Genomic DNA, 21757 nt, shown 5'->3' with positions numbered 1-21757 from the left:
ATAACTCCCCCCGTTTTTATACAATTCTCTTAAATTTCTTCTCCAGCTCGTATTTCGACATGGAAATGATCGTCGGCCGCCCATGTGGGCAGTTGTATGGATTATCCAGTGTCAGCAGCTCATCAATCAGAGCATGTGCTTCTTTTGTACTCATACGATGATTTCCCTTGACTGCTGCCTTGCAGGACATGGAAGCCACCTTTTCCAAAACACTCTGCGGCGTGCCCCTGACCGACTGGTCTACCAGGTCATCTAAAATCTCCAGAAACAGAGAACGCTCCGTAATGCCGAACAGATTGTCCGGAATTGCACTGAGGGCATATTCCATGCCGCCGAACGGTTCTATCTCAAAGCCAAGCTTTTCAAAAACATCCATGTGCATTTTTAAAGCTTCCTCCTCTTTGAGACTCAGCGTCAGAATGACCGGAGGACTGATCCGCTGCGACGTAAACGTATGATCTTTTAATCGTTTCATCGTCTGCTCATATAAAACCTTTTCGTGAGCCGCATGCTGGTCGATCAGATACATCTTATCCTGAAACTGCACGATCCAGTAAGTATCGAACACTTGTCCGATAACCGTATGCTGCTTCACATTCTGCTGTGATAAAAGCTTATCATCAAAAAGCTCCATCTGTTCTGCTTTCTGAATCTCTCTGGTGATTTCCTGTTCGAACGGTTTCTCTGGTTTTTCTGCTGTTTCAGACACTTCTCCTTTTTCGGTTTCTGGTACGCTCTTTGATGCCGGCTCTGTATTTTGTTTCTGGAACATCTGCGGAAGCGGACGTGGAACTTTTTCTGTTTTTGGCAGCTCTGCCTTTGTCTGATCCTGCGTAGAAACTGGATTCTGCATAGAAACTGCCATCTGCTTGGAAGCATGTACAACAGCCGGATCAGATGTGGCTGTATGCAGATTTCCGTACGAAGGTGCACTCTCCCGTATCACATGTGCCGTAAAAGAGGACTGTGGTTTTGCCTTTGGGATCTGAAATGGCTCCGGAACCTGTGCCGGCTTCTTATATTTTGGCAGTTCTGCCTTTTTCGGCTCCCTCTCCACACCAACATCCGGGATCAGTTCTCTGGATGAGAGTGCCTGCCGTACAGTATCATATACGATCTGGTAGATTTCTTCCTGATTGGAAAAACGCAGTTCCAGTTTGGTCGGATGAACATTGACATCCAGAAGATCCCCCGGTATCGTAAAGTGCAGTGCCGTAAACGGATATTTATGCTGCATCATAAATGTCTTATAGGCATCCTCGATCGCCTTTGTGATGATCTTGCTTTTTACATATCTTCCATTAACAAAATAGTTTTCAAAATTGCGGTTGCCTCTGGAGATCACCGGCTTTCCGACAAATCCCTCCAGCCTGCCAAATGCTCCTTCTGCTTTTACCGGAAGCAGATTGGCCGCAATATCCCTTCCATAAATACCATAAATAATATCCTTCAGGTTATGATTGCCTGATGTGTGCAGCCTGGTCTGTCGGTTGTTAATAAATTTGAACGCAATTTCCGGATGCGAAAGAGCCATGCGTTCCATCAGTTCGCTGATGTATCCAGCCTCTGTCATCGCAGATTTTAAAAACTTTTTTCTTGCCGGTGTATTATAAAAAATGTTATTGACCAGAAAGGTCGTTCCATCCGGTGCTCCAATCTCTTCTGTTAAAATCTCCTGTCCGCCCTCAATACGGTATCTGGTCCCAAGCAGTGTACCAACCGTCTTGGTGATCACTTCCACCTGGCAGACTGCGGCAATGCTCGATAACGCCTCACCGCGAAATCCCAGCGAAGATACAGAAAGCAGATCCTCCACTTTCGTGATCTTGCTGGTCGCATGACGCAGAAAAGCGGTTGAAATCTGATCCTTTGCAATGCCCTCGCCGTTATCGGTGATCCGGATCAGTGAGATCCCGCCGTCTTTGATTTCAGCCGTCACAGCAGTCGCTCCGGCATCGATGGCATTTTCTACCAGCTCTTTGACCACAGAAGAAGGTCGCTCGATTACCTCTCCTGCTGCAATTTTATCAATGGTACTTTCATCTAATACTGCAATATTCTTCATACTATCATCCCTGTACGCCTGTTACACTCCAACGGTTTTTCAGTTTGCTCTGCAGACGGTTCAATGTATTTAACGCTTCCAGCGGTGTCATGGAAGCAATCTCCATCTCACTTAATTCTTTTAAAATATCCTCATCTTTTGCAGTGTCAAACAGTGCCATCTGCCCCATATCAACCTGATCGTAGGTTTTGGGACGGTTGCGGACTTTTGTCGCTGTTTTTGCCTGCGGTGCACTGCCTGCTGCCTCAATCTCTTTTGCACGCTCTGTGATATCCGCATCACTTAATTCTTCTACCAACTCTTTGGCACGTTCGATCACGGAATCCGGAACACCGGCAAGTTTTGCGACCTGGATACCATAACTCTTATCCGCACCGCCTTTTACAATCTTCCGAAGAAATACAATATCATCGCCCTTTTCTTTTACAGCAATGCAGTAATTATTCACACCCGATAATTTGCCCTGCAATTCGGTCAGTTCATGGTAATGCGTTGCGAAAAGCGTTTTTGCCCCGAGAAGTCTTGTATTTGCGATATGCTCAACCACCGCCCAGGCAATCGAAAGCCCGTCAAAAGTGCTCGTTCCGCGTCCGATCTCATCCAGGATCAGAAGACTGTTCGAAGTTGCATTTCGAAGAATATTGGCAACCTCTGTCATTTCCACCATAAAAGTGCTTTGTCCGCTTGCCAGGTCATCGGAAGCTCCGACCCTTGTAAAAATACGGTCCACAATGCCGATCTTCGCAGAAGATGTCGGAACAAAGCTACCGATCTGAGCCATCAAAACAATCAGAGCACTCTGACGCATGTATGTTGATTTACCTGCCATGTTTGGACCGGTAATGATGGAAATACGATTTTTGCTGTTGTCAAGGTAAGTATCGTTTGCAATGAACATATCGTTTTCGATCATCTGTTCAACTACCGGATGACGGCCGTTCTTGATATCGATCACGCCTTTTTCATTCATTTTCGGGCAGACATAGTTATTACGTTCCGCAACCAGTGCCAAAGAAGCGAAGACATCGATCGCCGCTACTGCTTTTGCGGTCTTCTGAATGCGTTCTACCTCTTTTGCGATCTGTTCCCTTACATCGGAAAACAGATTGTATTCCAAAGAAAAGAGCTTGTCCTCCGCTCCGAGAATGATGTCCTCCAGCTCTTTTAATTCCGGCGTGATATAACGTTCAGCATTTGTGAGTGTCTGTTTTCTTGTATAGTAATCCGGAACCATATCTTTAAAAGAGTTTGTCACTTCCAGATAATAGCCAAACACCTTGTTGTATTTAATCTTCAGGTTTTTGATGCCGGTATTTTCACGTTCTTTGGCTTCCAGCTGTGCCAGCCAGGTCTTGCCTTCTGTCTTTGCGGCACGCAGACGGTCGATTTCTTCGTTATAGCCTTCTTTGATAATACCGCCGTCTTTAATCTGGATCGGCGGCTCCTCCATAATTGCCCGGTCGATCAGATCACACACATCCTGAAGTTCATCCATCTGCTCACATACTTCCACAAGAAGCGGAGATTTCATCGTAGATAAAATGTATTTGATATGCGGCAGCATGGACAAAGATGTGCCGAATGCGATCAGATCTCTTGGATTTGCAGTCTTGTAGCTGATCTTACTGATCAGACGCTCGAGGTCATAGACCGGAGAAAGATATTCTCGCAGTTCTTCCCTGCAGATCGCATTGTCTTTTAATTCTCCGACGGCTTCCAGTCTGTTTGATATTTCTTCCTTGTCGATCAGCGGCTGCTCAATAAAGGAACGCAGAAGTCTTGCCCCCATCGCAGTCTTTGTCTTATCGAGAACCCACAGAAGGGAACCTCTTTTCTGCTTTTCACGTAAAGTTTCGCAAAGCTCCAGATTTCTTCTGGTCGAGCTGTCGATCACCATGTATTTTCCGGCAAAATAAGTATTTAACGAAGTCAGGTTTGCGATCGCTGTTTTCTGTGTTTCCATCAGATACTGAAGCAGTGCACCGGCTGCGATGATCCCGCAGTTCAGCTCACCAAGTCCGAGTCCTGCCAGGCTGGAGACATGAAAGTGGTCCAGCAGTGTCTTCTTACAGCGTTCATCACCAAAATACCAGTTTTCCAGGGCATTGACGGCAATTCCAAGACGGTTTTTCAGATCTTCTACATCCACACCGCTGACAAAAAAGGAATCGTTGCAGATGATCTCGGTCGGTGCAAACTTTGTGATCTCATCTAACAGTTTTCTGCATCCATCCACTTCCGTCACCAGATAATCACCGGTGGAAATATCGGCAATGGAGACGCCAAAACGATCCGCCATGCACACGATCGCCATCAGATAATTGTGCTTTGTCTCATCCATGGCGTTGGTATCCAGATTCGTTCCCGGCGTGACAATGCGGATAACTTCCCGCTTAACCAGTCCCTTCGCCTGCTTTGGATCTTCTACCTGTTCACAGATTGCAACCTTATATCCTTTTGCCACCAGACGATTCAGATATGTATCTGCAGCATGATAAGGAATGCCGCACATCGGAGCACGCTCTTCAAGTCCGCAGTCTTTTCCTGTCAGTGTGATCTCCAGTGCTTTGGATGCCGTCAGGGCATCGTCAAAAAACATTTCATAGAAATCACCCAGGCGATAAAAAAGAATACAGTCCTTGTACTGTTCCTTTGTCTCCAGATATTTTGCCATCATCGGCGTTACGGAATTTTTTTTATTATTTTTTGCTGTTGTACTCAACGGTCAGACCTCTTTCATCTCATTTCTATTGTTTGTGCCTGTTCTGCACAAAACATGCTTGTACCTCTGTTCTTACTCTGCTTTTACCGCCCAACGCATTTTCGTTGACCTGGCTCTGCCATTCTGTGCACACTCCTGCATGGACGGACGTATCACATCTTTGGCATAGTCCGAATAAATACCTGCTTTGTATCCGGCCTTCAGTGCTTTTTTGACCAGTTTGTCCTCCCCGGAATGGAACGTCAGGATTGCCACACGTCCGCCCGACTTTAAGGCATCCGGCAGTTTTTCCATAAATTCATACAGAACTTCAAATTCCTGGTTGACATCAATGCGAAGTGCCTGGAACACACGCTGGCAGGTCTTTCGGATCGTATCTTTTTTCTCTTTTTCCGGAAGAAAATCCAGCGTATTTTCGATAACAGTCCGCAGTTTTGTTGTGCTATCGATGCGATTCCCTTTGCGGATCTCATCTGTGATCGCTTTTGCGATCTCTTCGCAGTACGGTTCATCCGAATTTTCATATAACATCCCGGCAAGTTCCTCTCTGCTGATCTGATCCAGTCTTTCTGCCGCACTGATTCCTTTTTGCTGATTCAGTCTAAGATCCAAAGGTCCGTCCGCACGGAAAGAAAATCCCCGTTTCGGATTGTCGATCTGCATGGAAGATACACCAAGATCCGCCAAAATAAAATCAAATCCTCCCGCTTCTTTTGCAATCTCATCGATCGTACAGAAATTCTGAAGCTTTATGGTCAGAATCCCTTCCCCAAATCCCTGTTCTTCCAGACGCTTTTTTGTCTTTGCCGACTCTTCCGGATCCACATCCGTAGCATACATATGGCCTTCTCCATGAAGACATTCCATCATTGCCTTTGTATGGCCGCCGTATCCAAGCGTGGCATCAAATCCGGTTTCTCCCGGCTGGATTTTCAGAAAATCCAGGATTTCCTTCACCATAATGGAAATGTGCATACCTGCCGGTGTATTCCCTTTTCGGATCACATGTTCAACCGTATCCTGATATTTTTCCGGGTTCAACTCTTTGTACTTTTCTTCAAATTTTTTCGGATATTTTCCTTTATATCTTACACGCCGTTTGTGCGGCTTTGGTGTCTCCTGCTGCATAAACCTCTCCTTATGTTCATGAATACAGACGTACCCCGCCTTTTCTGACTGAAAAAGCAAAATACGCCTGTTTTCTTCGATCTGTTTCTTTTGGCTTTATTTTGAAATCATCGTTCCCATATAATAAAATCCGCGGCACTCATCCAGATGCACATCGACGATTTTTCCGATCAAGTCTTCTGTACCCTTAAAATGTACCAGCAGGTTGTTGGTCAGTCTTCCGGTGACAAGGGACGGATCATGGTCATTGACATCTTCCACCAGAACATCCATCGTCTGTCCTTCAAATCTTGCACAGCGTTCTCTCGAAATTTCCTGTACTTCTGCAAGCAGACGGTCAAAACGGTCTTTCACTACATCATCCGGGATCTGATTTTCCATAACAGCTGCCGGGGTTCCGGTACGCTTGGAATAGATAAAGGTAAACGCACTGTCATACTGCACTTCTTTTACCACTTCCATCGTCTCCAGAAAATCTTCTTCTGTTTCACCCGGAAAGCCGACAATAATATCCGTTGTCAGAGAAATATCCGGAAGTGCCGCCCGAAGTTTTCGAACCAGTTCCAGATAACGTTCTTTTGTATAATGGCGGTTCATTTTCTTTAAAATAGCACTGCTGCCGGACTGCAGCGGCAGATGAAAATGCGGACAGATTTTCTTTGATTCTTTCATAACCTCAATCAGTTCATCCGACAGATCCTTTGGATGAGAGGTCATAAAACGGATCCGCTTCAGGCCTTCTACCTTTTCTGCTTCTCTTAAAAGAGCTGCAAAAGTCATCGGCTGCTCCAGATTTTTGCCGTAAGAATTGACATTCTGTCCAAGAAGCATCACTTCCACAACGCCATCTGCAACCAGTTTTTCAATCTCACGAATGATATCCTTCGGCTCACGGCTTCTCTCACGTCCTCTGACATATGGAACGATACAGTAACTGCAGAAATTGTTGCAGCCAAACATAATATTGACACCGGATTTGAACGGATATTTTCGCTCCACCGGAAGCTCCTCTACAATCTGCGTGGTATCTTTCCAGATATCGATCACCATACGTTCAGAGATCAGTCTGGTGTAGATCAGCTCTGCAAACTTAAAAATATTGTGTGTTCCAAAAATCAGATCCACGAAACGGTAGCTCTTTTTCAGTTTTTCTACAACTTCCGGCTCCTGCATCATACAGCCGCACAGACCGATCAGCATATGCGGATTTTTCTTTTTCATACTGTTTAAAGCTCCGAGTCGTCCGTAAACTCGCTGATTTGCATTCTCACGGACCGTACAGGTATTGTAGATCACAAAATCTGCATGTTCGTCTTCTGTCATTACATAACCGATCTTCTCTAGAATACCGATCAGCTTTTCACTGTCCCTCGCATTCATCTGACAGCCAAAGGTTGTGACACTCGAGATTAATGGTCTTCCAAGTTCTTCCGACATTTTTTTTACAAGTGCACGTGCTTTTTTTATGAAATAATACTGTCTCTCCGGTTCTTCCGCTGGTGCAGGACCGTTTTCATCAATGTTCTCTAATATCTTTTCGAATTCTTCGTTGTTTGTCACTAATTTTCTTCCCTTCTATAATTGCAATAACTTTTTCTAATATAACATACGATATTGCAAAAAGCAACGGAAAGGTCTGCTATACTCTTCTCATAATCCTAAATAGCGGAAAAATCAGAACAATATACAAAGCGACCATGATCAGCAGAAACATAAATCCCATGGAAACCAAAAGTGCCATCCCGTTTTCTCAGCGTATAACAAACGAACATCTGTTAAACAGATGCCCGTTTGTTATATCATGCTTTACTTTTATCTGATTACTGCTCAGTATATTTTCTGTCTTTCCAGATAAGATACCATGCGATTTTTGCCAATCCAATGGCAAGGAAAAATATACCTAATTTTCCTAACATATCTTTCTATTCCTCCGCTCTTGCTTCCAGGTATTGGCATTATCTATTCCCGTTATCTTTTAACGCACCTGACCGTTTCCATAGATAATGTACTTCGTGGTCGTCAGTGCCGTAAGCCCCATCGGTCCTCTTGCATGGAGTTTCTGTGTACTGATCCCGATCTCAGCCCCAAAGCCAAATTCAAAGCCATCGGTAAATCTTGTGGAGGCATTGACATAGACAGCTGCTGCATCCACTTCTTCAAGAAATTTCTGAGCATTTGCATAATCTCTTGTGATGATCGCCTCGGAATGTCCGGTGTTATAGCGGTTGATATGTGCGATTGCTTCGTCGATGGAAGAAACGGTCTTAACGGAGAGGATATAATCGAGATATTCTTTTCCCCAGTCACTCTCCACAGCCGGAACGATGCCGGAAACGCTTTCCTGTACCTGTTCATCGCCACGGATCTCAACTGATTTTTCATCCAGTTTTGCCTTTAACAGCGGCATCAGTGCTTTTTCCACTTTTTCATGTACCACCAGTGATTCACAGGCATTGCAGACCCCGATCCGCTGTGTCTTTGCATTGAAAATGATATTGACGGCCATGTCAAGATCTGCACTTTCATCGACATAAATATGGCAGTTCCCTGTTCCGGTCTCGATCACCGGAACGGTACTGTTCTCCACAACGGCACGGATCAGTCCCGCACCGCCTCTTGGGATCAGAACATCCAGAAAATCTTTCCGCTTCATCAATGCCGTTGTGACGGCACGGTCGGTATCCTCGATCAGCTGGATCGCATCCTCATCCACTTTGCACGCTCTTAAAGCTTCACGGATTACTTTTACAATGGCAATGTTGGAATGCATCGCATCGCTTCCGCCTTTCAACACGACCACATTTCCTGTTTTAAAGCAGAGTCCGAAGGCATCTGCCGTCACATTCGGTCTGGATTCGTAAATAATGCCAACCACGCCAAGCGGAACCCGTTTCTGACCGATCAGCAGTCCGTTCGGGCGTTTTTTCATAGAAAGCACTTCCCCGATCGGGTCTTCCAGCCCTGCGATCTGTACCAGTCCTTCTGCCATCTGGGCAATGCGGTCTTTGGTCAGCAGCAGACGGTCCAGAAGTCCCTGATGCATCCCGGCTTCTTTTCCGGCCTGCATATCTTTTTCATTTTCTGCGATCAGATAATCTGCTTTCTCATTCAATGCATTTGCAACTGCTTCCAGTGCCTGATTCTTTTTTGTTGTCCCAAGCAACTGCATATGCGGCTTCGCAGCCATCGCATACATTCCAATCTCGTCCAGTGTTCGCTTCATTGACAAATCCTCCTTTTTATTTTCCATAAATCATCGTTGGTGTGATCAGCATCTGCGGGCAGATATCATACACATCTGACGGAACCGCTTCTACGATCTGAAAATCCAGTGCCATGGCAACGGTAGCATGCTGTGTATGTCTGCTTAAATAGCGGTCATAAAATCCTTTTCCATATCCGCAGCGGTGGCGATCTTTATCAAATGCCACACCCGGCACCAGAAGCAGTGCCGTCTCATCTGCCGCTTCTTTCAGATTTCTCGTCTCATCCGGTTCCGGTATATTAAAATATCCCGGAGCCACATCATCATAAGAATGAATGTAAAAATATCGCATATCCTCACCGAAAACTTTTGGTGCTGCCACTTTTTTTCCAAGCCTCCATGCTTCTTCAATGATCGGTCTGGTTGATGCTTCTTTGTTGTAATCCATATACACATAAATACAGGAAGCATCCTGAAACTGCGGCAGTGCAAAAATCTTCCCGGCAATCAGAGAACTCTGCTGCTGCACAAATGCTTCACTTGTTTTTGCCCGCTGTGCAAAAACCTGTTTTCTAATGTCCTTTTTTTCCATATTTTTCACCAAGATTTGTAATGCTTCCATCCAGTTCCTGAATATTAATATTGTTCAGCTGTCCGCGAAGGTTTGCCCGGACTGCTTCAATATATTCTCTTCTCAGCACATCGCGTTCTTTTGTCTCGGCACTTGTCAGTCCTTCTGCTTTTGCTTTTCTGGCAAGTTCATTGATTCTTGCTAATTTTTCATCCGTTATCATACTATATTTCTCCTTATTTTATGATGTGGGTATCAAAAGTCCCCAACTATGATGCCAGAGTCAACTTGCACATTCCCGGCATTATAACATTTTTTCCAGATAATCCATCAGATAAAACTCATCTTTTTTGTGAGAAAGAAAAAGGGTACCGCAGTCCTGTCCTTCGATCACACGATGGATATTTCGGAAATCTTCTCCATTTGCAATGACCATATCCGTGCCTGCTGCGGAAGCGAGCTTTGCCGCTGTCAATTTCGATGCCATACCGCCGGTGCCGACATCGCTTGTAGATGTGCTCTTTCCCATTTTCAGCAAATGGTCATCCAGTTTTTCTACTACATGGATTAATTCCGCATTTGGATTGCTGTTCGGATCATCCGTAAACAGACCGTCAATATCCGACAGCAGGAGCAGCAGATCTGCATCAATCAATGCCGCTACGATCGCAGAAAGCGTATCATTATCACCAAACTGCATCTCATACGTGGAAACCGTATCGTTTTCATTTACAATCGGAATCGCCCCTAATTTTAACAGTTCCTGAAAGGTATTCAGTGCATTAAAACGACTCAGATTGTCCATAACGGTACGTTTGGTCATCAGGATCTGTGCTGCCAGCTGATTGTATTCCGAAAAAAGCTTCTGATAGATCATCATCAGTCTGGCCTGTCCGATTGCAGCACATGCCTGTTTTTCTTTTGTCTCACTTGGTCGGTGTCCGAGACCTGCAGCTCTTCTTCCGACCGCAATCGCCCCCGATGATACCACAATCACATCTTTGCCCATATTATGGAGATCACTGATCTCACGCACCAGAACTTCCAGTTTCGTAAGGTTCAACGCCCCTGTCTCCGGGTGAGTCAGGGACGAAGAACCAATCTTTATCACAATTCGCTTTTTATCTTTTAATATTTCTCTGATACTGCTGTTCATGTTTTCCTCCTGAAGTATCATCCATCTGCTGCTCGTCTGCAGATCATTTTCCATGCTATCTTACACCATTTTGTCAGGTACGTCCAGAGGTCAATTGCCCGGATAAAACAGGAAAAAGCGGAAATACTGAAAAAAAGGAGATGAAAAAGATCATGAAACATCGGCCTATTTATTTTGCGGCAGCATTTCTCTTACTTCTTCTGATTTGCACCGCCTACAATTTAAGCTATCACTATATCACCGGAAATCCGCCTTCCGCCGAAGAATCTGCTGATCATGAAAGTGAAACCATACGCTCTGCTCCGGCAAATGCCGGGAATCCGCATCCGGTATATCAATATTATCTTACAGAAGAACAGGGCTGCGTCTCAATTTATCTGGATGATAAAGAAACGTTGTACGAAAACACCAGCATCCGCTTAAGCAGCCTGCCGGACGCTCTGAAAACAGAAATCAAAAACGGAAAATATATCCGGACCGAAAAAGAACTTTATGATTTTCTGGAAAATTACAGCAGTTAGAAAACAGGTCGTGAACATCAAAGCTCACGGCCTGTTTTTACACATGACTGCTATTACAGTATATTCAGCCGAATCAGAAGATCTGCCAGCAGATCACCTTTTGGAAGTCTGCGGATCTCACGCTCCAGGATACCGCCAAGTTTTACAAGACAGATACCATAGACAACAGCTCCCACGCATACCGCCAGGATCGTTGAGATCGTATTTCCGGCAAACAGATTGAACACTCTGTGTACCAGATATGCGGCAATGCCCATCACACCGGCCGCGATCACCGGAACCAGGAAGGTCTTTTTAATCTCCTGGCGATAGTGCAGTTTTTTGCGGATGGAACGTGCATTGAGCAGACAGATGATCAGTCCGAAAATAATGTTTGCATAGACTACTCCATAAATGTTCCATTTAAACTTTACAACAAACAGAACTAAAAATCCAAGATGGATCGCCACGGCTGTCGCTGCATGCACAAGCGGTGCCTGCATCTCACCAAGTCCCTGTAAAATACCGGTGGTAAGCGTAGACAGTGCCAGAAGGACGGTCAGAAGTGCTCCGCTTTGCATAATGCCTGCCGCAAGGGCCAGACTGTCGTTGTTTCCGTAGAGCATCATCATGATTGGTCTTGCCAGTGCCGCCATACCGACTGCACACGGGATTGTAAATACCATGGTATAGCGGATCGTATCGCGGGTCCGAAGTCCGGCTTCCCGTAAATCATTGTTCGCCATCGCCTCTGTCAGAGCCGGTACAACCGAAGGTGCCAGACAGGATGCGATCGACAGCGGGACGTTCATCAACACGCGGAATTTACCGCTGTAGATGCCCCAGACGGTTGCGTACTGTTTCTGGGTAAATCCCATGCCTGCCAGAATGTGGTTGAACACGCCCTGGTCGATGATCGTGCTGATATTATATACCAGCGTACTGAGCACGATTGGAAGAATAGTGTAAGTAATCGCACGGTAAATGGCACGGTCAGATTCTCTTCTTCTTGTTTTGTCCTTTTTCATGCGGCGTTTGAAACCGTTACGATAGCCAAGATAGATCACTATCATAAACAGCAGTGCCACACCGACGCTGGCGACCGTTCCAAATGTACCTCCTGCTGCTGCAAGTGCGGTTCCAAGCTCCGCATCGCCTTTTTTCTCACCAAGCTTCAGGCCGTACTGCAGCATCACATAAGCACCGGCTACGGAAATAATTGCATTGATGACCTGCTCAATGATCTGTGATATCGCTGTCGGGACCATTGTACCATGTCCCTGGAAAAAACCACGCAGTACACCGGTCAGTGCAAAAAGAAAGATCGCCGGTGCAAGGACACGAAGTGCATAGCTTGCAAGCTCCACCCCCATCACATACTTGGTGATCACACCGCCAAGCAGGAAAGTCAGAATGGAAAGAATACCGCCTGTCACGGCCGCAAAACGCAGGGAACAGATCAGAACCCTGTAGGAATTTTTCACTTCTCCTGCATACTCCCGCTCTGCTACCAGCCTGGATACAGCAAGCGGAAGGCTGAAAGAAGAAATCATCAGGATAATAGTATAAATCTCATTTGCGGTAGAATAATAACCGTTTCCGTCATCCCCCAAAATGTGAGTGAGCGGAATACGGTAGATCATACCGATTGCTTTTGCGACAAAGGAGGCGATTACAAGAATCGTCCCCTGTGCCAGAAAATTTGTTTTGCTTGAACTCTTTTTACTCATATTTTATCATACCTCTTTGTTCCCGCGGGCAGCGAACCAGGCAGACGCACCTGCGACGGGGTATATTTTCTGTATTTTTTTATTCGATCACGATCTGGTCTTCTTTTGTATCATAAACAACACATACCCAGGTCTTTCCCTGATTGATGGTGATCTCATTTCCATCTTCATCAAAATAACGTGCCGGACTCTCAATATCATCCTTGGTCCAGGTACATTTTTCGTAAGTTCCCTTTGTGAAGACATACGCGGTACCGCCTTTTTCTGCCTCAATGGCAAGGTATCCGTGATCATCCAGCGGATAACATTCGCAAAGCTGGAAAATGACATTATCGTATTTCAGCTGATCTCCGGTCAGCTGATCGATCTGTGCGTCGCCATACTGATAACGATAGTATACACCTTCATCTGCATTATAGTCAAACCACGGTTCATTTACTTCATATCCCGGTTCAATATGGGTTGCCGGATCTGTAAAGGTGACGGTCTGATCGTCGCCCGCAAACTGATAATGACCATCGTAATCCTTATCATACTCTCGGCTGTAACACAGTTTTTTTGTCGCTTCGATCAGACGGTCGGCACTGGTATAACAGTTGTGCGGAGACGGTCTGTCATCCGTGCGGTAAAACGTCTCTTCTCCGGCATATCCATAAAGCTGTCCAAATCCCTCCTGAGAAGAAAGTCCGCTGATGTTGTCAATGTTGCTGTTCAGAATCTCACACGCATAAACAGCCTGTCCGTAATGTACATACAATGCATCAAATTCTTTTGCAAAATGCACATAATACTCACGGCAGCTTCGAACAGAACCAATCTTCTCCATCCCGTCGTAGTCTTCAAAAATACCCATCAGTCTTGTGATCGCACCTTCTACCGGAGCTTCGTATACCACATCGGCACGTTCGATACCGGCCTGCGGAATGGCACCGTAAATGTTATTGAGCATGATCGCATACGGTCTTTTCCGACCGATCTTTTTATCAACGATCTTTCCGGTCAGGTAGCTGCGTACTTTTCCTTTCGGCAGTGCCTCTCCCTGATCAAACGTTCCTGCTTCGGTTGCAACCGTTTCGGTTTCCGTCTCAGTCTGCGTTTCCGTCTGCGTCTGTGTCCGTGTCTCGGTTTCTGGTGCTTTCTGTGCACAGCCTCCAAGTACGGCACTTGCCATCAGTACAGTCGCCAGAACTGCTAATTTCTTTTTCATTCTTTCTTCCCCCTATCTTGTAATTCCCATGGATTCCAGGACATCTGCCTGTTTCTTTTCCATACGTTTTGCTTCCTGCTCTTCCATATGATCGTATCCGACCAGATGCAGAAGACTGTGTACGATCAAAAAAGCATACTCCCTAAGCGGAGAATGGCCGTAGCTTTCTGCCTGCTGCAACACCTTGTCACCGGATATCACGATATCGCCAAGCAATAGTTCTCCCGTTTCCGGATGAAAACAGTCTGCCCCTTCCTCCTCCAGAAATGCAAAATCACCTTCTGTGACATAGTCTGCCATCGGAAAAGACAGCACATCAGTGGCACGGTCAATATCACGCTGTTCTTTGTTGATCTGGTGGATGGTCTCATCATCGGTCAGCAGAAGGCTTACTTCTGCCTCATAAGGACAGCCAAGATAATCCATCGTAAATGTAAATACCTTTTCCGCCACTTCCCTGGCATCAAACGGCAGCTCTTTTTCGTACTCGCTCTCAAAATTCAGTGTCATGATTTTCTCCTTGTTGTACCCGTCGAAGTCTTCGTTTTGCTCTTCACCGTTCTGTCTGTCTTTTTCTGTACAGCTTTCTTTTCGTATTCCTCATAGGCCTGCACAATCTTCTGCACCAGCGGATGACGTACAACGTCTTTGCTGGTCAGTTCACAGAACGAAATCCCATCTACTTTTTTCAGGACTTTCATGGCTACATCCAGTCCGGAAGCGGCACTAGATGGAAGGTCTTTCTGCGTTTTGTCACCAGTGATGATAACTTTTGAGCCAAAACCGATTCTTGTTAAGAACATTTTCATCTGTGCCGGCGTCGTATTCTGTGCCTCATCCAGAATGATAAAGGCATTGTCCAGAGTCCTTCCCCGCATATAGGCAAGCGGTGCTACTTCAATCAATCCTTTTTCCATGTTTTTGGCAAAACTTTCCGGTCCCATGATCTGATACAGTGCATCATAGAGCGGACGCAGATACGGATCGATCTTGCTTTGCAGATCCCCCGGCAGAAATCCAAGCTTTTCTCCTGCCTCGATCGCGGGCCTGGTCAGAATGATCCTGCCGACCTCATCGTTTTTAAATGCCTGGATCGCCATCGCCATGGCCAGATAAGTCTTTCCGGTTCCGGCAGGACCGATCCCGAAAACAATCATCTTTTTGCGGATTGCATCAACATACTGCTTCTGTCCAAGCGTCTTTGGTTTAATCGGCTTTCCGTTGATCGTATGGCAGATCGTATCCTGGTCGATCGCAGAAAGTGCTTCTTCTTTATCCTCATAAGAAAGTGCGATCGCATAGTCAACATTCTGTTCCTGAATAATATTTCCATGCTTTGACAGTTCGATCAGCTGTTCAAAAATCTTCCTGGCTTTGTTCACTGCCGTCTCCCCGCCGATGATCTTTAAAACGCCATCACGGTTCACAACGGTGATATTCAGTGCCCGCTCCATCTTTTTTATATGCTGGTCAAATTGTCCGAAAACATTTGTTTCATGCTCCGCCGGAACAGAAATACTTGCTTCTACAATACTCATTCCGTTGTTATCCTTTCTACACTTTTTCCGGCCTTCTCTATCAAAATAACAGACCCTTTTGCGATGCAATAGTTTGTATCAAACTCTATTTTAACATTATTTTCAAATATTTGAACCCCTTTTTCCTGAATTTTATTCAGAAAATCATACAGATCTTTTTCAGCCATGGCAGATGCTTCTTCTTCTGTCAATGTCACCGTTTCGTATGTATACTCGAAAAACTGCTGCTTTTCAAAAGAAACCGGAAGATAAAAGTTCTGAAAAATGCATAGTGGATGCATCTCTGTCACCGTATCAAACGTCTGCATTTTTTTGCCGGCACCCGGCAGATACATCTGCCATTTTCCGACTCGAAGTCCGATCTTTTGTTTCTCTTTTCCGCTGTAATGCTTCTCTTTTCTCTTTAATCTTATCTTTTCCCGATATTCATAAGAAGTTTTAAGAAAAATATCTGCATCCGAAGCACAGTACTGATAACCGGATACTTCCCCGGAATCATCCAGGATCTCCAGCTCTCCTTTCACAAGCAAGTCACCCTTTTTCACCGTGTCACCGACTGACACCATTGGTACTCCTTTTCTTGTGATCATGGATGTTATGACACCGTTTTTATCTGCGATCAGATCCGTGGGCAGATTTGCAGAATTTGTTCCTTCTGTTTCTTTTTTTTCATTATTTTCCACATTTGCCTCAGGATCTGTGCTCTCTTTTACCTGGATCAGCAGTCTGGTTCCTTCCTGTTTTACGGAAACCCAGGTAAAAGCATCAAACTGTTTTCGCAGCATCGCCGCCAGTTCTTTGCAGTCGATCACGGAAATACGAGTGCCGTTTTCAATATGCACGGTTTCCAGATAGCGACAGATCTGTCCTCTTGTAATCTGCTGATTTCCCTCAATATCGATCCGCCACAAAAAGCAGGACATGAAATACAGAAGCAGGATACCGCACAGCAATCCGGCAAACAGCATCTTTTTCTTCCGGCAGCGATATAAAAAAAACGGCAGTCCCTGCCGCCGTATGATCCTCACTCTGGTTCTGCTTTTTTTCACAAGCGGACGCAGCATGCGAAATCCCTGAACCGAAATATCCATCTCATAGGCATTTCCATGATACTCCAGATTCCACAGTGCAATTCCATGATTTGCACAGAGATTTAAAAAACGGTCATAACTTTCACCTGTTACGCTTATCCTCAGCATCCCTTTTCGGTATAAAAGAAGCTTCAAAACCAAGCTTTTGCCTCCTTATAAATAGCGGATCTGGTCGATCTGTCCGGTAATTTTCATCTCTTCTGAGGTATAAAACGGAATCTGAAGGTATCTGCCTTCGATCAAAATCCTTCCCTGCTTCCCGAGGATCAAAATACCGCAGTCTGTATATTCTAAAATCCCCCTGAAATTCTCTATGTATACCTCTTCTCTTCCGGTTATCTGAAGAAGAACGGCTCCTCTGGAGAGATCCTCCGGTATCTGGGCAGATTCTAAAATACGCTGCCGGATCGCTTTCTTTTTCGAACTCATACCGCTGTCATCACCTTTTATTATGCAGTTTATGTGATGCGTTTCCAAAAAATACCTGCCCTTTGCTTTCTTAGTTTCTCCTGCTGATCTGTTTTACGATCCTTTTTGGAAATCAGCAGCTCTTTTGATCATGATGAAAAAAAATAATGCCGTACCAGGTAACGGTATGACGGTCATAAAAATATTCGATGCCGCATTTTTCTGCCACATCCGTCACTAAAATCCCCTGACTCTCAATACATGGGATCATATGTTCCGGATGGCGGCAACTTTCAGGGTATGCACACTGGCTGCAGATTGCACAGGATTCGGAAGAAAGAGCAAAGTATGCTTCGGATAACTGCTCCAGTTCCTGACAGATCGCGTGGACAACCTCTTCATGCTCCGGCCTGGTTGCAAGCGTCTCTTCCATATCGTCAATATCTTCCACTTCCGAGAGCGTCGTAAACACCAGTGCATACTGATAAGAAATGCAGTGTTTTTTACAGTCCGCAACCTCTCCCACAGCCGGCGGGCAGGACCAGGACTTTCCATACCTTGGACACTCCTTTTCGCAGATATACCGCACTTTATCCGAGAACAGAATATCCTCACTTTTCAGAAATCCATACTGACAAATTGGATAATCTGCAAGAAATGCTTCGATCTTTTCAAACAGATCCGCTTCACTTATCTTCATTTTTTTCACTTCTTTCTTGTTCTGCCGCATTTTCTGAACCTGTCGTTTTACAGACGAGTGCCGACTCCAGACGATGTTCTTTGATGGAAAGAATCTTGATATGCAGTCCGCATGCATCGACCTCAAACTGTGTTCCATCGGATGGGATCGTTCCGTATATGCCAAAGACAAAACCGCCAAAGGTATCATAATCCTCCACCGGAAGTTCCACTTCCAGTGCCTCCGCAGCATCTTCCAGATCTACACCGCCGTCAATTTTCCAGGTATCCTTTGAAATCCGGGAGATTTTCGGTTCTTCGGCAAGCTCTGCCAAATCATCTTCCAGATCTCCGACCAGCTGCTCTAACAGATCGTTCATCGTGACAATACCGACCATGCCGCCGTACTCATCCAGAACCACCGCAAAATGGTTATGTGAGACTTTCATCCGCCGGAACAGAACATCTGCTTTTACCGATTTCGGGATAAACTGAGCCGGTTTCACGGCATGCTTCATAATGAAATCCTTTGTCCGCCCGCGGAACCGGAAGAAATCCTTAATATTCAATACGCCGACCACATGATCAACTGTCTCTTCGCAGACCGGATAAACGGTGTGGCGGCTGTCGTGAATGGTCTCCTCCCACTGTTGCAGCGTCTCATCCGTCCACAGAAGCGTGATGTCTGTCCGATGCGTGGCAAACTCATCCACTGCCATGTCATCAAATTCAAACAGATTTTGGATGATCTCATTTTCCTCCAGATCGATCACACCTTTTTTGCTTCCGGCATCTGCCATTTTCCGTATCTCTTCCTCGCTGACTTCCACCGCCTCCGCATTTGGATCGATCCCGAAAAGACGTAACAGAAGATTTGTAGTCGCATTTAAAAGAGCCGTAAACGGCGAAAAAACGATCCAGAACACTTCCAGAAGCCCGCTCATCCGAAATGCCAGCTTCTGCCCCCGCTTTGCCGCAAGACGCTTTGGCAGCAGGATACCAAAGACCAGCACCACATAGGAAAGCAAAAACGTGATCAGCACCAGAAAGATATTATGCCAGACTTTTGCCGAAACCAGGTGTACAAACTGCTCCATCACAAGACCGGTCATCCACAGTGCAAGCAGATCTGCCGTAAAAGCACTGATCAGAAATCCGCACAGTGTGATCACCGCCTGGATCATGGTCAGAAATTTCGCCGGCTGTCTTAAAAATTTCAAAAGTCTTTCTGCTTTTTTGTTTTTTTCTTCCGCCATTTTCTCCAGTTCCGATGCATCCAGTGAGATCACTGCGATCTCCGCACAGGAACAGAACGCATCAATGGCGATCAGAACCAGGATCAAAATTATTTTTCCTATCAAAGGACTGTCTGCAATCATAAATGCTCCCTCACTCTGTCTTTTTTGAGAATCCCGCCCCCGCGATCAGCTCCTGTTCATCAAACAGCTGTGCCACCGTTTCCTCGTACGTCGAGACACTCTTCGTCTTTTTGATCTTCTTTGCATATTTCGAAGAAGCGGTAAACATATCTGCCGCATAGTACCAGAATTCTTTCATTTTAAACATGGCATTTTTATCATCCTGAAATGCTTCCCGATATGCTTCAAAAATGCAGTCATGGAATACACGAAACCTCATCTTGTCCATGGCATTTTTGCCTTTTATTTCACCGATCAGTTCCGGATTGGCAAGCACTCCGCGTCCAAACATTACTGCCGGAACTTTTGGATACTGCTCCCTGAATCTTTCAAAATCCGCTTTTCGGAACAGATCTCCATTGTAACAGAGACTGTTTTTGCTGTTTTGGCAGGCATATGCAAACGTTTCCATATCCGGCGTTCCATTATAATACATGCACTGTACACGTGGATGTATGATCAGTTCTTCAAACGGGAACTGATTGTATACCGAAAGCAGATCCTGAAATTCCTCTGCATGTTCCAGACCGATCCTCGTTTTCACTGAAATTTTGATCTTTATTTCCCGAAAAACTTCATCAAAAAAAAATTGCAGTGTCTCAGGATCTGAAAGAAACCCGGCTCCTCTGCCTTTGGTGACAACCGTTCTGGACGGACAACCCAGATTTAAATTGACTTCCTGATAACCATATTCTTCCAGAGCCTTTGTCATGGCAATAAAATCTGCTGCTTTGTTTGTCATGATCTGTGGGACAAGATGGATGTTCTGATTATGCTCGGGAAGGATATCGGCCTTTTCTTTTGCACTGAACTGTTTTCCGCTGTTTGGTTTCGGAACCAGAAACGGAGAAAAATATTTATCGGCCGGTGTAAAAAGCCTGGTATGTGCATTGCGGAAAATATATCCCGTGATCCCCTCAAGCGGTGCAAGATAATATCTCATAATACTGCTTCCGTCTCCTCTAATCTTTCGTAAAACTGTTCATAGAAATCCCTTGTCCTGTCATAGTTTCGCACATAAAACGTATTCAAAATTCCCATGGATACCGCTTTTCTGCTTTCATCCGACGAATCGTTTTCCAGAATCTCCTCCTGCTTTTTCAGATAAGCATGCCAGTCAGAAATAAATTTATCATGGCGTGCAGGATCTGGAATATCGATCCATTTTTTCACCTTCACCTTGAGCCGGTCTTTCTTTTCACACTCGTAGACTTGCAGAAAATAGCGAAATCCTTTTTCCTCATAGATTCTGCCAAGCGGAAAGAGACGACAGATATCCGGTCTTGCCCCATGGATCGTGCATCGCCCGGAATCATTCAAAAAAGCACAGGCTTCCTTTTCACCACGCATGGCCAGGTTCGGCAAGATTACACCGTCCGCCAGATTCAGTTCCACACCTTTTGTCATCAGTTCTCCAAAAGAAGCGTTCAGCTCCTTTTCAAGCCGGTAAATATCAAGCGGTGTCAGCACGATCGAAGTGCCCATCCCATGACAGCAGGCAGAACATCCCTCACATCCCCTGCAGTCTGCTTTTACCATATCATTTGGCCCATACAGCTTTCCGTCTGAAATTTCTTTTATATCGATATTACGTTTCACCTTTCTCCCTCCTCATATTGACATCTGCTCCTGTTAAGAGTACTATAAATTTCAAGAATATTCAACAAAAATCAACCAAACAAGGAGTAGATCTATGAACCCTGTACAGGAAACCGTTTTATTATATTACCCAAAGAAGCCCAAATACCTGCCGAAGATCAAATCCATCTTCGTTCAGCTCGGTATCCAGTTTCGTATTCTGGATGCCGCATCTACTGCTCAGAAGATCGGCTATCTCACCGGCCGTACAGGCTTCGAAAAAAGCACTTCCGATGTCCCTTTTTCAAAAATTCCACAATCTGTGCTGGTGATGGATCATTTTTCTGGTGTGCGGATGGATGTGCTGTTTTCTTATTTGAAAAAAGCCGGCATTCCTTCCATCGACCTGAAGGCGATCGTGACCGATACCAATGCAGACTGGACATTTTTCGCACTCTATCAGGAGATTGCAAAAGAACATGCACGGATGCATGCAAGAAGAGCAATCGTCACACGTATCGAAGAGTCGGATTTTGGATGTGAAGGACGACCGGATGGGGTGATTGCAATGGATCATGTTTACCTGCGTTATGAGCAGGAATCCGAAGAATTCTGCCTGATGGCAGAAGATGAGCAGCTCTATGCAGATCATATCGATGAAAACAGTACGGTTCTCGTAACCGCAGACGGGAAAATTCTGCCGCTGTAAATACAGCAGTTAAAATGAATCCCCTGGTATATCTCTGGTTGTTTTTTCATATA

20 protein-coding genes are annotated in these 21757 nt (G+C 45.3%); 2 read left to right on the top strand and 18 right to left on the bottom strand.

Going from position 1 to position 21757, the window contains the following annotated elements; all coding sequences use genetic code 11:
- Nucleotides 1–16 precede the first annotated feature (16 nt).
- From mutL to proB, 8 genes are all read right to left on the bottom strand, one after another.
- Nucleotides 17–2065 (bottom strand): DNA mismatch repair endonuclease MutL, encoded by a 2049-nt coding sequence (gene mutL, locus LKD42_RS01300; RefSeq protein WP_248834578.1) that lies wholly within the window; start codon nucleotides 2063–2065, stop codon nucleotides 17–19.
- Between the two features lie 4 nt (nucleotides 2066–2069).
- Nucleotides 2070–4742: a DNA mismatch repair protein MutS gene (gene mutS, locus LKD42_RS01295; protein ID WP_248834593.1), complete on the bottom strand. Its 2673-nt coding sequence runs from the start codon at nucleotides 4740–4742 to the stop codon at nucleotides 2070–2072.
- Between the two features lie 117 nt (nucleotides 4743–4859).
- A complete protein-coding gene (rsmH, locus tag LKD42_RS01290) occupies nucleotides 4860–5915 on the bottom strand; it encodes a 16S rRNA (cytosine(1402)-N(4))-methyltransferase RsmH (protein WP_248834577.1) in 1056 nt (351 codons plus the stop codon).
- A 96-nt stretch (nucleotides 5916–6011) separates the two neighbouring features.
- A complete protein-coding gene (miaB, locus tag LKD42_RS01285) occupies nucleotides 6012–7475 on the bottom strand; it encodes a tRNA (N6-isopentenyl adenosine(37)-C2)-methylthiotransferase MiaB (protein ID WP_248834576.1) in 1464 nt (487 codons plus the stop codon).
- 415 nt (nucleotides 7476–7890) lie between these two features.
- Nucleotides 7891–9138, bottom strand: a complete 1248-nt coding sequence (locus tag LKD42_RS01280; RefSeq protein WP_147631418.1) for a glutamate-5-semialdehyde dehydrogenase — start codon at nucleotides 9136–9138, stop codon at nucleotides 7891–7893.
- A 16-nt stretch (nucleotides 9139–9154) separates the two neighbouring features.
- On the bottom strand, nucleotides 9155–9712 hold the full coding sequence (locus tag LKD42_RS01275; protein WP_248834575.1) for a 5-formyltetrahydrofolate cyclo-ligase: 558 nt from the start codon (nucleotides 9710–9712) through the stop codon (nucleotides 9155–9157).
- A complete protein-coding gene (locus LKD42_RS01270; RefSeq protein ID WP_179963772.1) occupies nucleotides 9693–9914 on the bottom strand; it encodes a DUF896 domain-containing protein in 222 nt (73 codons plus the stop codon). The genes LKD42_RS01275 and LKD42_RS01270 overlap by 20 nt, the downstream gene beginning before the upstream one ends.
- A gap of 81 nt (nucleotides 9915–9995) precedes the next feature.
- Nucleotides 9996–10847 carry a glutamate 5-kinase gene (gene proB, locus LKD42_RS01265; protein WP_022118626.1) on the bottom strand — a complete coding sequence of 284 codons (852 nt, stop codon included), beginning with the start codon at nucleotides 10845–10847 and terminating at the stop codon, nucleotides 9996–9998.
- A 152-nt stretch (nucleotides 10848–10999) separates the two neighbouring features.
- On the opposite strand from proB, the gene LKD42_RS01260 reads away from it, so the two are divergent.
- A complete protein-coding gene (locus LKD42_RS01260; RefSeq protein ID WP_248834574.1) occupies nucleotides 11000–11368 on the top strand; it encodes a hypothetical protein in 369 nt (122 codons plus the stop codon).
- Nucleotides 11369–11421: 53 nt separating this feature from the next.
- On the opposite strand, the gene LKD42_RS01255 is transcribed toward LKD42_RS01260, so the two are convergent.
- From LKD42_RS01255 to LKD42_RS01210, 10 genes are all read right to left on the bottom strand, one after another.
- A complete protein-coding gene (locus LKD42_RS01255; RefSeq protein ID WP_248834573.1) occupies nucleotides 11422–13077 on the bottom strand; it encodes a putative polysaccharide biosynthesis protein in 1656 nt (551 codons plus the stop codon).
- 79 nt (nucleotides 13078–13156) lie between these two features.
- Complete coding sequence (locus LKD42_RS01250; RefSeq protein WP_248834572.1) at nucleotides 13157–14284, bottom strand: DUF3048 domain-containing protein; 1128 nt, start codon at nucleotides 14282–14284, stop codon at nucleotides 13157–13159.
- 12 nt (nucleotides 14285–14296) lie between these two features.
- Nucleotides 14297–14794, bottom strand: coding sequence for an rRNA maturation RNase YbeY (gene ybeY, locus LKD42_RS01245; RefSeq protein ID WP_248834571.1), 498 nt, complete (start codon nucleotides 14792–14794; stop codon nucleotides 14297–14299).
- Nucleotides 14791–15822 (bottom strand): PhoH family protein, encoded by a 1032-nt coding sequence (locus LKD42_RS01240; RefSeq protein ID WP_022118631.1) that lies wholly within the window; start codon nucleotides 15820–15822, stop codon nucleotides 14791–14793. Before LKD42_RS01240 ends, ybeY begins: the two co-directional genes overlap by 4 nt.
- The gene (gene yqfD / locus LKD42_RS01235) at nucleotides 15819–17048 is read right to left on the bottom strand and encodes a sporulation protein YqfD (protein ID WP_248834570.1); all 1230 of its coding nucleotides are present in this window, start codon (nucleotides 17046–17048) and stop codon (nucleotides 15819–15821) included. The genes LKD42_RS01240 and yqfD overlap by 4 nt, the downstream gene beginning before the upstream one ends.
- Nucleotides 17049–17066: 18 nt before the next feature.
- The gene (locus LKD42_RS01230) at nucleotides 17067–17342 is read right to left on the bottom strand and encodes a YabP/YqfC family sporulation protein (RefSeq protein ID WP_022119797.1); all 276 of its coding nucleotides are present in this window, start codon (nucleotides 17340–17342) and stop codon (nucleotides 17067–17069) included.
- A 112-nt stretch (nucleotides 17343–17454) separates the two neighbouring features.
- A complete protein-coding gene (locus tag LKD42_RS01225) occupies nucleotides 17455–18021 on the bottom strand; it encodes a DUF2284 domain-containing protein (protein ID WP_248834569.1) in 567 nt (188 codons plus the stop codon).
- Nucleotides 18008–19378 (bottom strand): hemolysin family protein, encoded by a 1371-nt coding sequence (locus LKD42_RS01220; RefSeq protein WP_248834568.1) that lies wholly within the window; start codon nucleotides 19376–19378, stop codon nucleotides 18008–18010. Before LKD42_RS01220 ends, LKD42_RS01225 begins: the two co-directional genes overlap by 14 nt.
- A gap of 10 nt (nucleotides 19379–19388) precedes the next feature.
- Nucleotides 19389–20360 carry a tRNA dihydrouridine synthase gene (locus LKD42_RS01215; RefSeq protein WP_022119613.1) on the bottom strand — a complete coding sequence of 324 codons (972 nt, stop codon included), beginning with the start codon at nucleotides 20358–20360 and terminating at the stop codon, nucleotides 19389–19391.
- On the bottom strand, nucleotides 20357–21016 hold the full coding sequence (locus LKD42_RS01210) for a YkgJ family cysteine cluster protein (protein ID WP_022119612.1): 660 nt from the start codon (nucleotides 21014–21016) through the stop codon (nucleotides 20357–20359). Before LKD42_RS01210 ends, LKD42_RS01215 begins: the two co-directional genes overlap by 4 nt.
- Nucleotides 21017–21110: 94 nt before the next feature.
- Here LKD42_RS01210 and LKD42_RS01205 point away from each other — a divergent pair, with 94 nt between their 5' ends.
- Complete coding sequence (locus LKD42_RS01205; RefSeq protein WP_248834567.1) at nucleotides 21111–21704, top strand: DUF3783 domain-containing protein; 594 nt, start codon at nucleotides 21111–21113, stop codon at nucleotides 21702–21704.
- The last annotated feature ends 53 nt before the right edge of the window (nucleotides 21705–21757 follow it).

It is taken from the genome of Hominisplanchenecus faecis, from assembly GCF_020687205.1.
Lineage (GTDB): Bacteria > Bacillota > Clostridia > Lachnospirales > Lachnospiraceae > Hominisplanchenecus > Hominisplanchenecus faecis.
The sequence above is the reverse complement of the archived record's forward strand: the minus strand, read 5'-3'. Positions and strand labels throughout refer to the sequence as shown.

Coding starts and splice junctions, on each gene's coding strand:
- LKD42_RS01215 (WP_022119613.1), bottom strand. CDS start 20,360: ATGAGATATTATCTTGCACCGCTTGAGGGGATCACGGGATATATTTTC.
- LKD42_RS01275 (WP_248834575.1), bottom strand. CDS start 9,712: ATGGAAAAAAAGGACATTAGAAAACAGGTTTTTGCACAGCGGGCAAAA.
- mutL (WP_248834578.1), bottom strand. CDS start 2,065: ATGAAGAATATTGCAGTATTAGATGAAAGTACCATTGATAAAATTGCA.
- LKD42_RS01225 (WP_248834569.1), bottom strand. CDS start 18,021: ATGAAGATAAGTGAAGCGGATCTGTTTGAAAAGATCGAAGCATTTCTT.
- LKD42_RS01220 (WP_248834568.1), bottom strand. CDS start 19,378: ATGATTGCAGACAGTCCTTTGATAGGAAAAATAATTTTGATCCTGGTT.
- ybeY (WP_248834571.1), bottom strand. CDS start 14,794: ATGACACTGAATTTTGAGAGCGAGTACGAAAAAGAGCTGCCGTTTGAT.
- rsmH (WP_248834577.1), bottom strand. CDS start 5,915: ATGCAGCAGGAGACACCAAAGCCGCACAAACGGCGTGTAAGATATAAA.
- LKD42_RS01230 (WP_022119797.1), bottom strand. CDS start 17,342: ATGAGTTCGAAAAAGAAAGCGATCCGGCAGCGTATTTTAGAATCTGCC.
- LKD42_RS01280 (WP_147631418.1), bottom strand. CDS start 9,138: ATGAAGCGAACACTGGACGAGATTGGAATGTATGCGATGGCTGCGAAG.
- LKD42_RS01255 (WP_248834573.1), bottom strand. CDS start 13,077: ATGAGTAAAAAGAGTTCAAGCAAAACAAATTTTCTGGCACAGGGGACG.
- LKD42_RS01240 (WP_022118631.1), bottom strand. CDS start 15,822: ATGAGTATTGTAGAAGCAAGTATTTCTGTTCCGGCGGAGCATGAAACA.
- LKD42_RS01250 (WP_248834572.1), bottom strand. CDS start 14,284: ATGAAAAAGAAATTAGCAGTTCTGGCGACTGTACTGATGGCAAGTGCC.
- LKD42_RS01270 (WP_179963772.1), bottom strand. CDS start 9,914: ATGATAACGGATGAAAAATTAGCAAGAATCAATGAACTTGCCAGAAAA.
- mutS (WP_248834593.1), bottom strand. CDS start 4,742: ATGATGGCAAAATATCTGGAGACAAAGGAACAGTACAAGGACTGTATT.
- LKD42_RS01260 (WP_248834574.1), top strand. CDS start 11,000: ATGAAACATCGGCCTATTTATTTTGCGGCAGCATTTCTCTTACTTCTT.
- proB (WP_022118626.1), bottom strand. CDS start 10,847: ATGAACAGCAGTATCAGAGAAATATTAAAAGATAAAAAGCGAATTGTG.
- LKD42_RS01205 (WP_248834567.1), top strand. CDS start 21,111: ATGAACCCTGTACAGGAAACCGTTTTATTATATTACCCAAAGAAGCCC.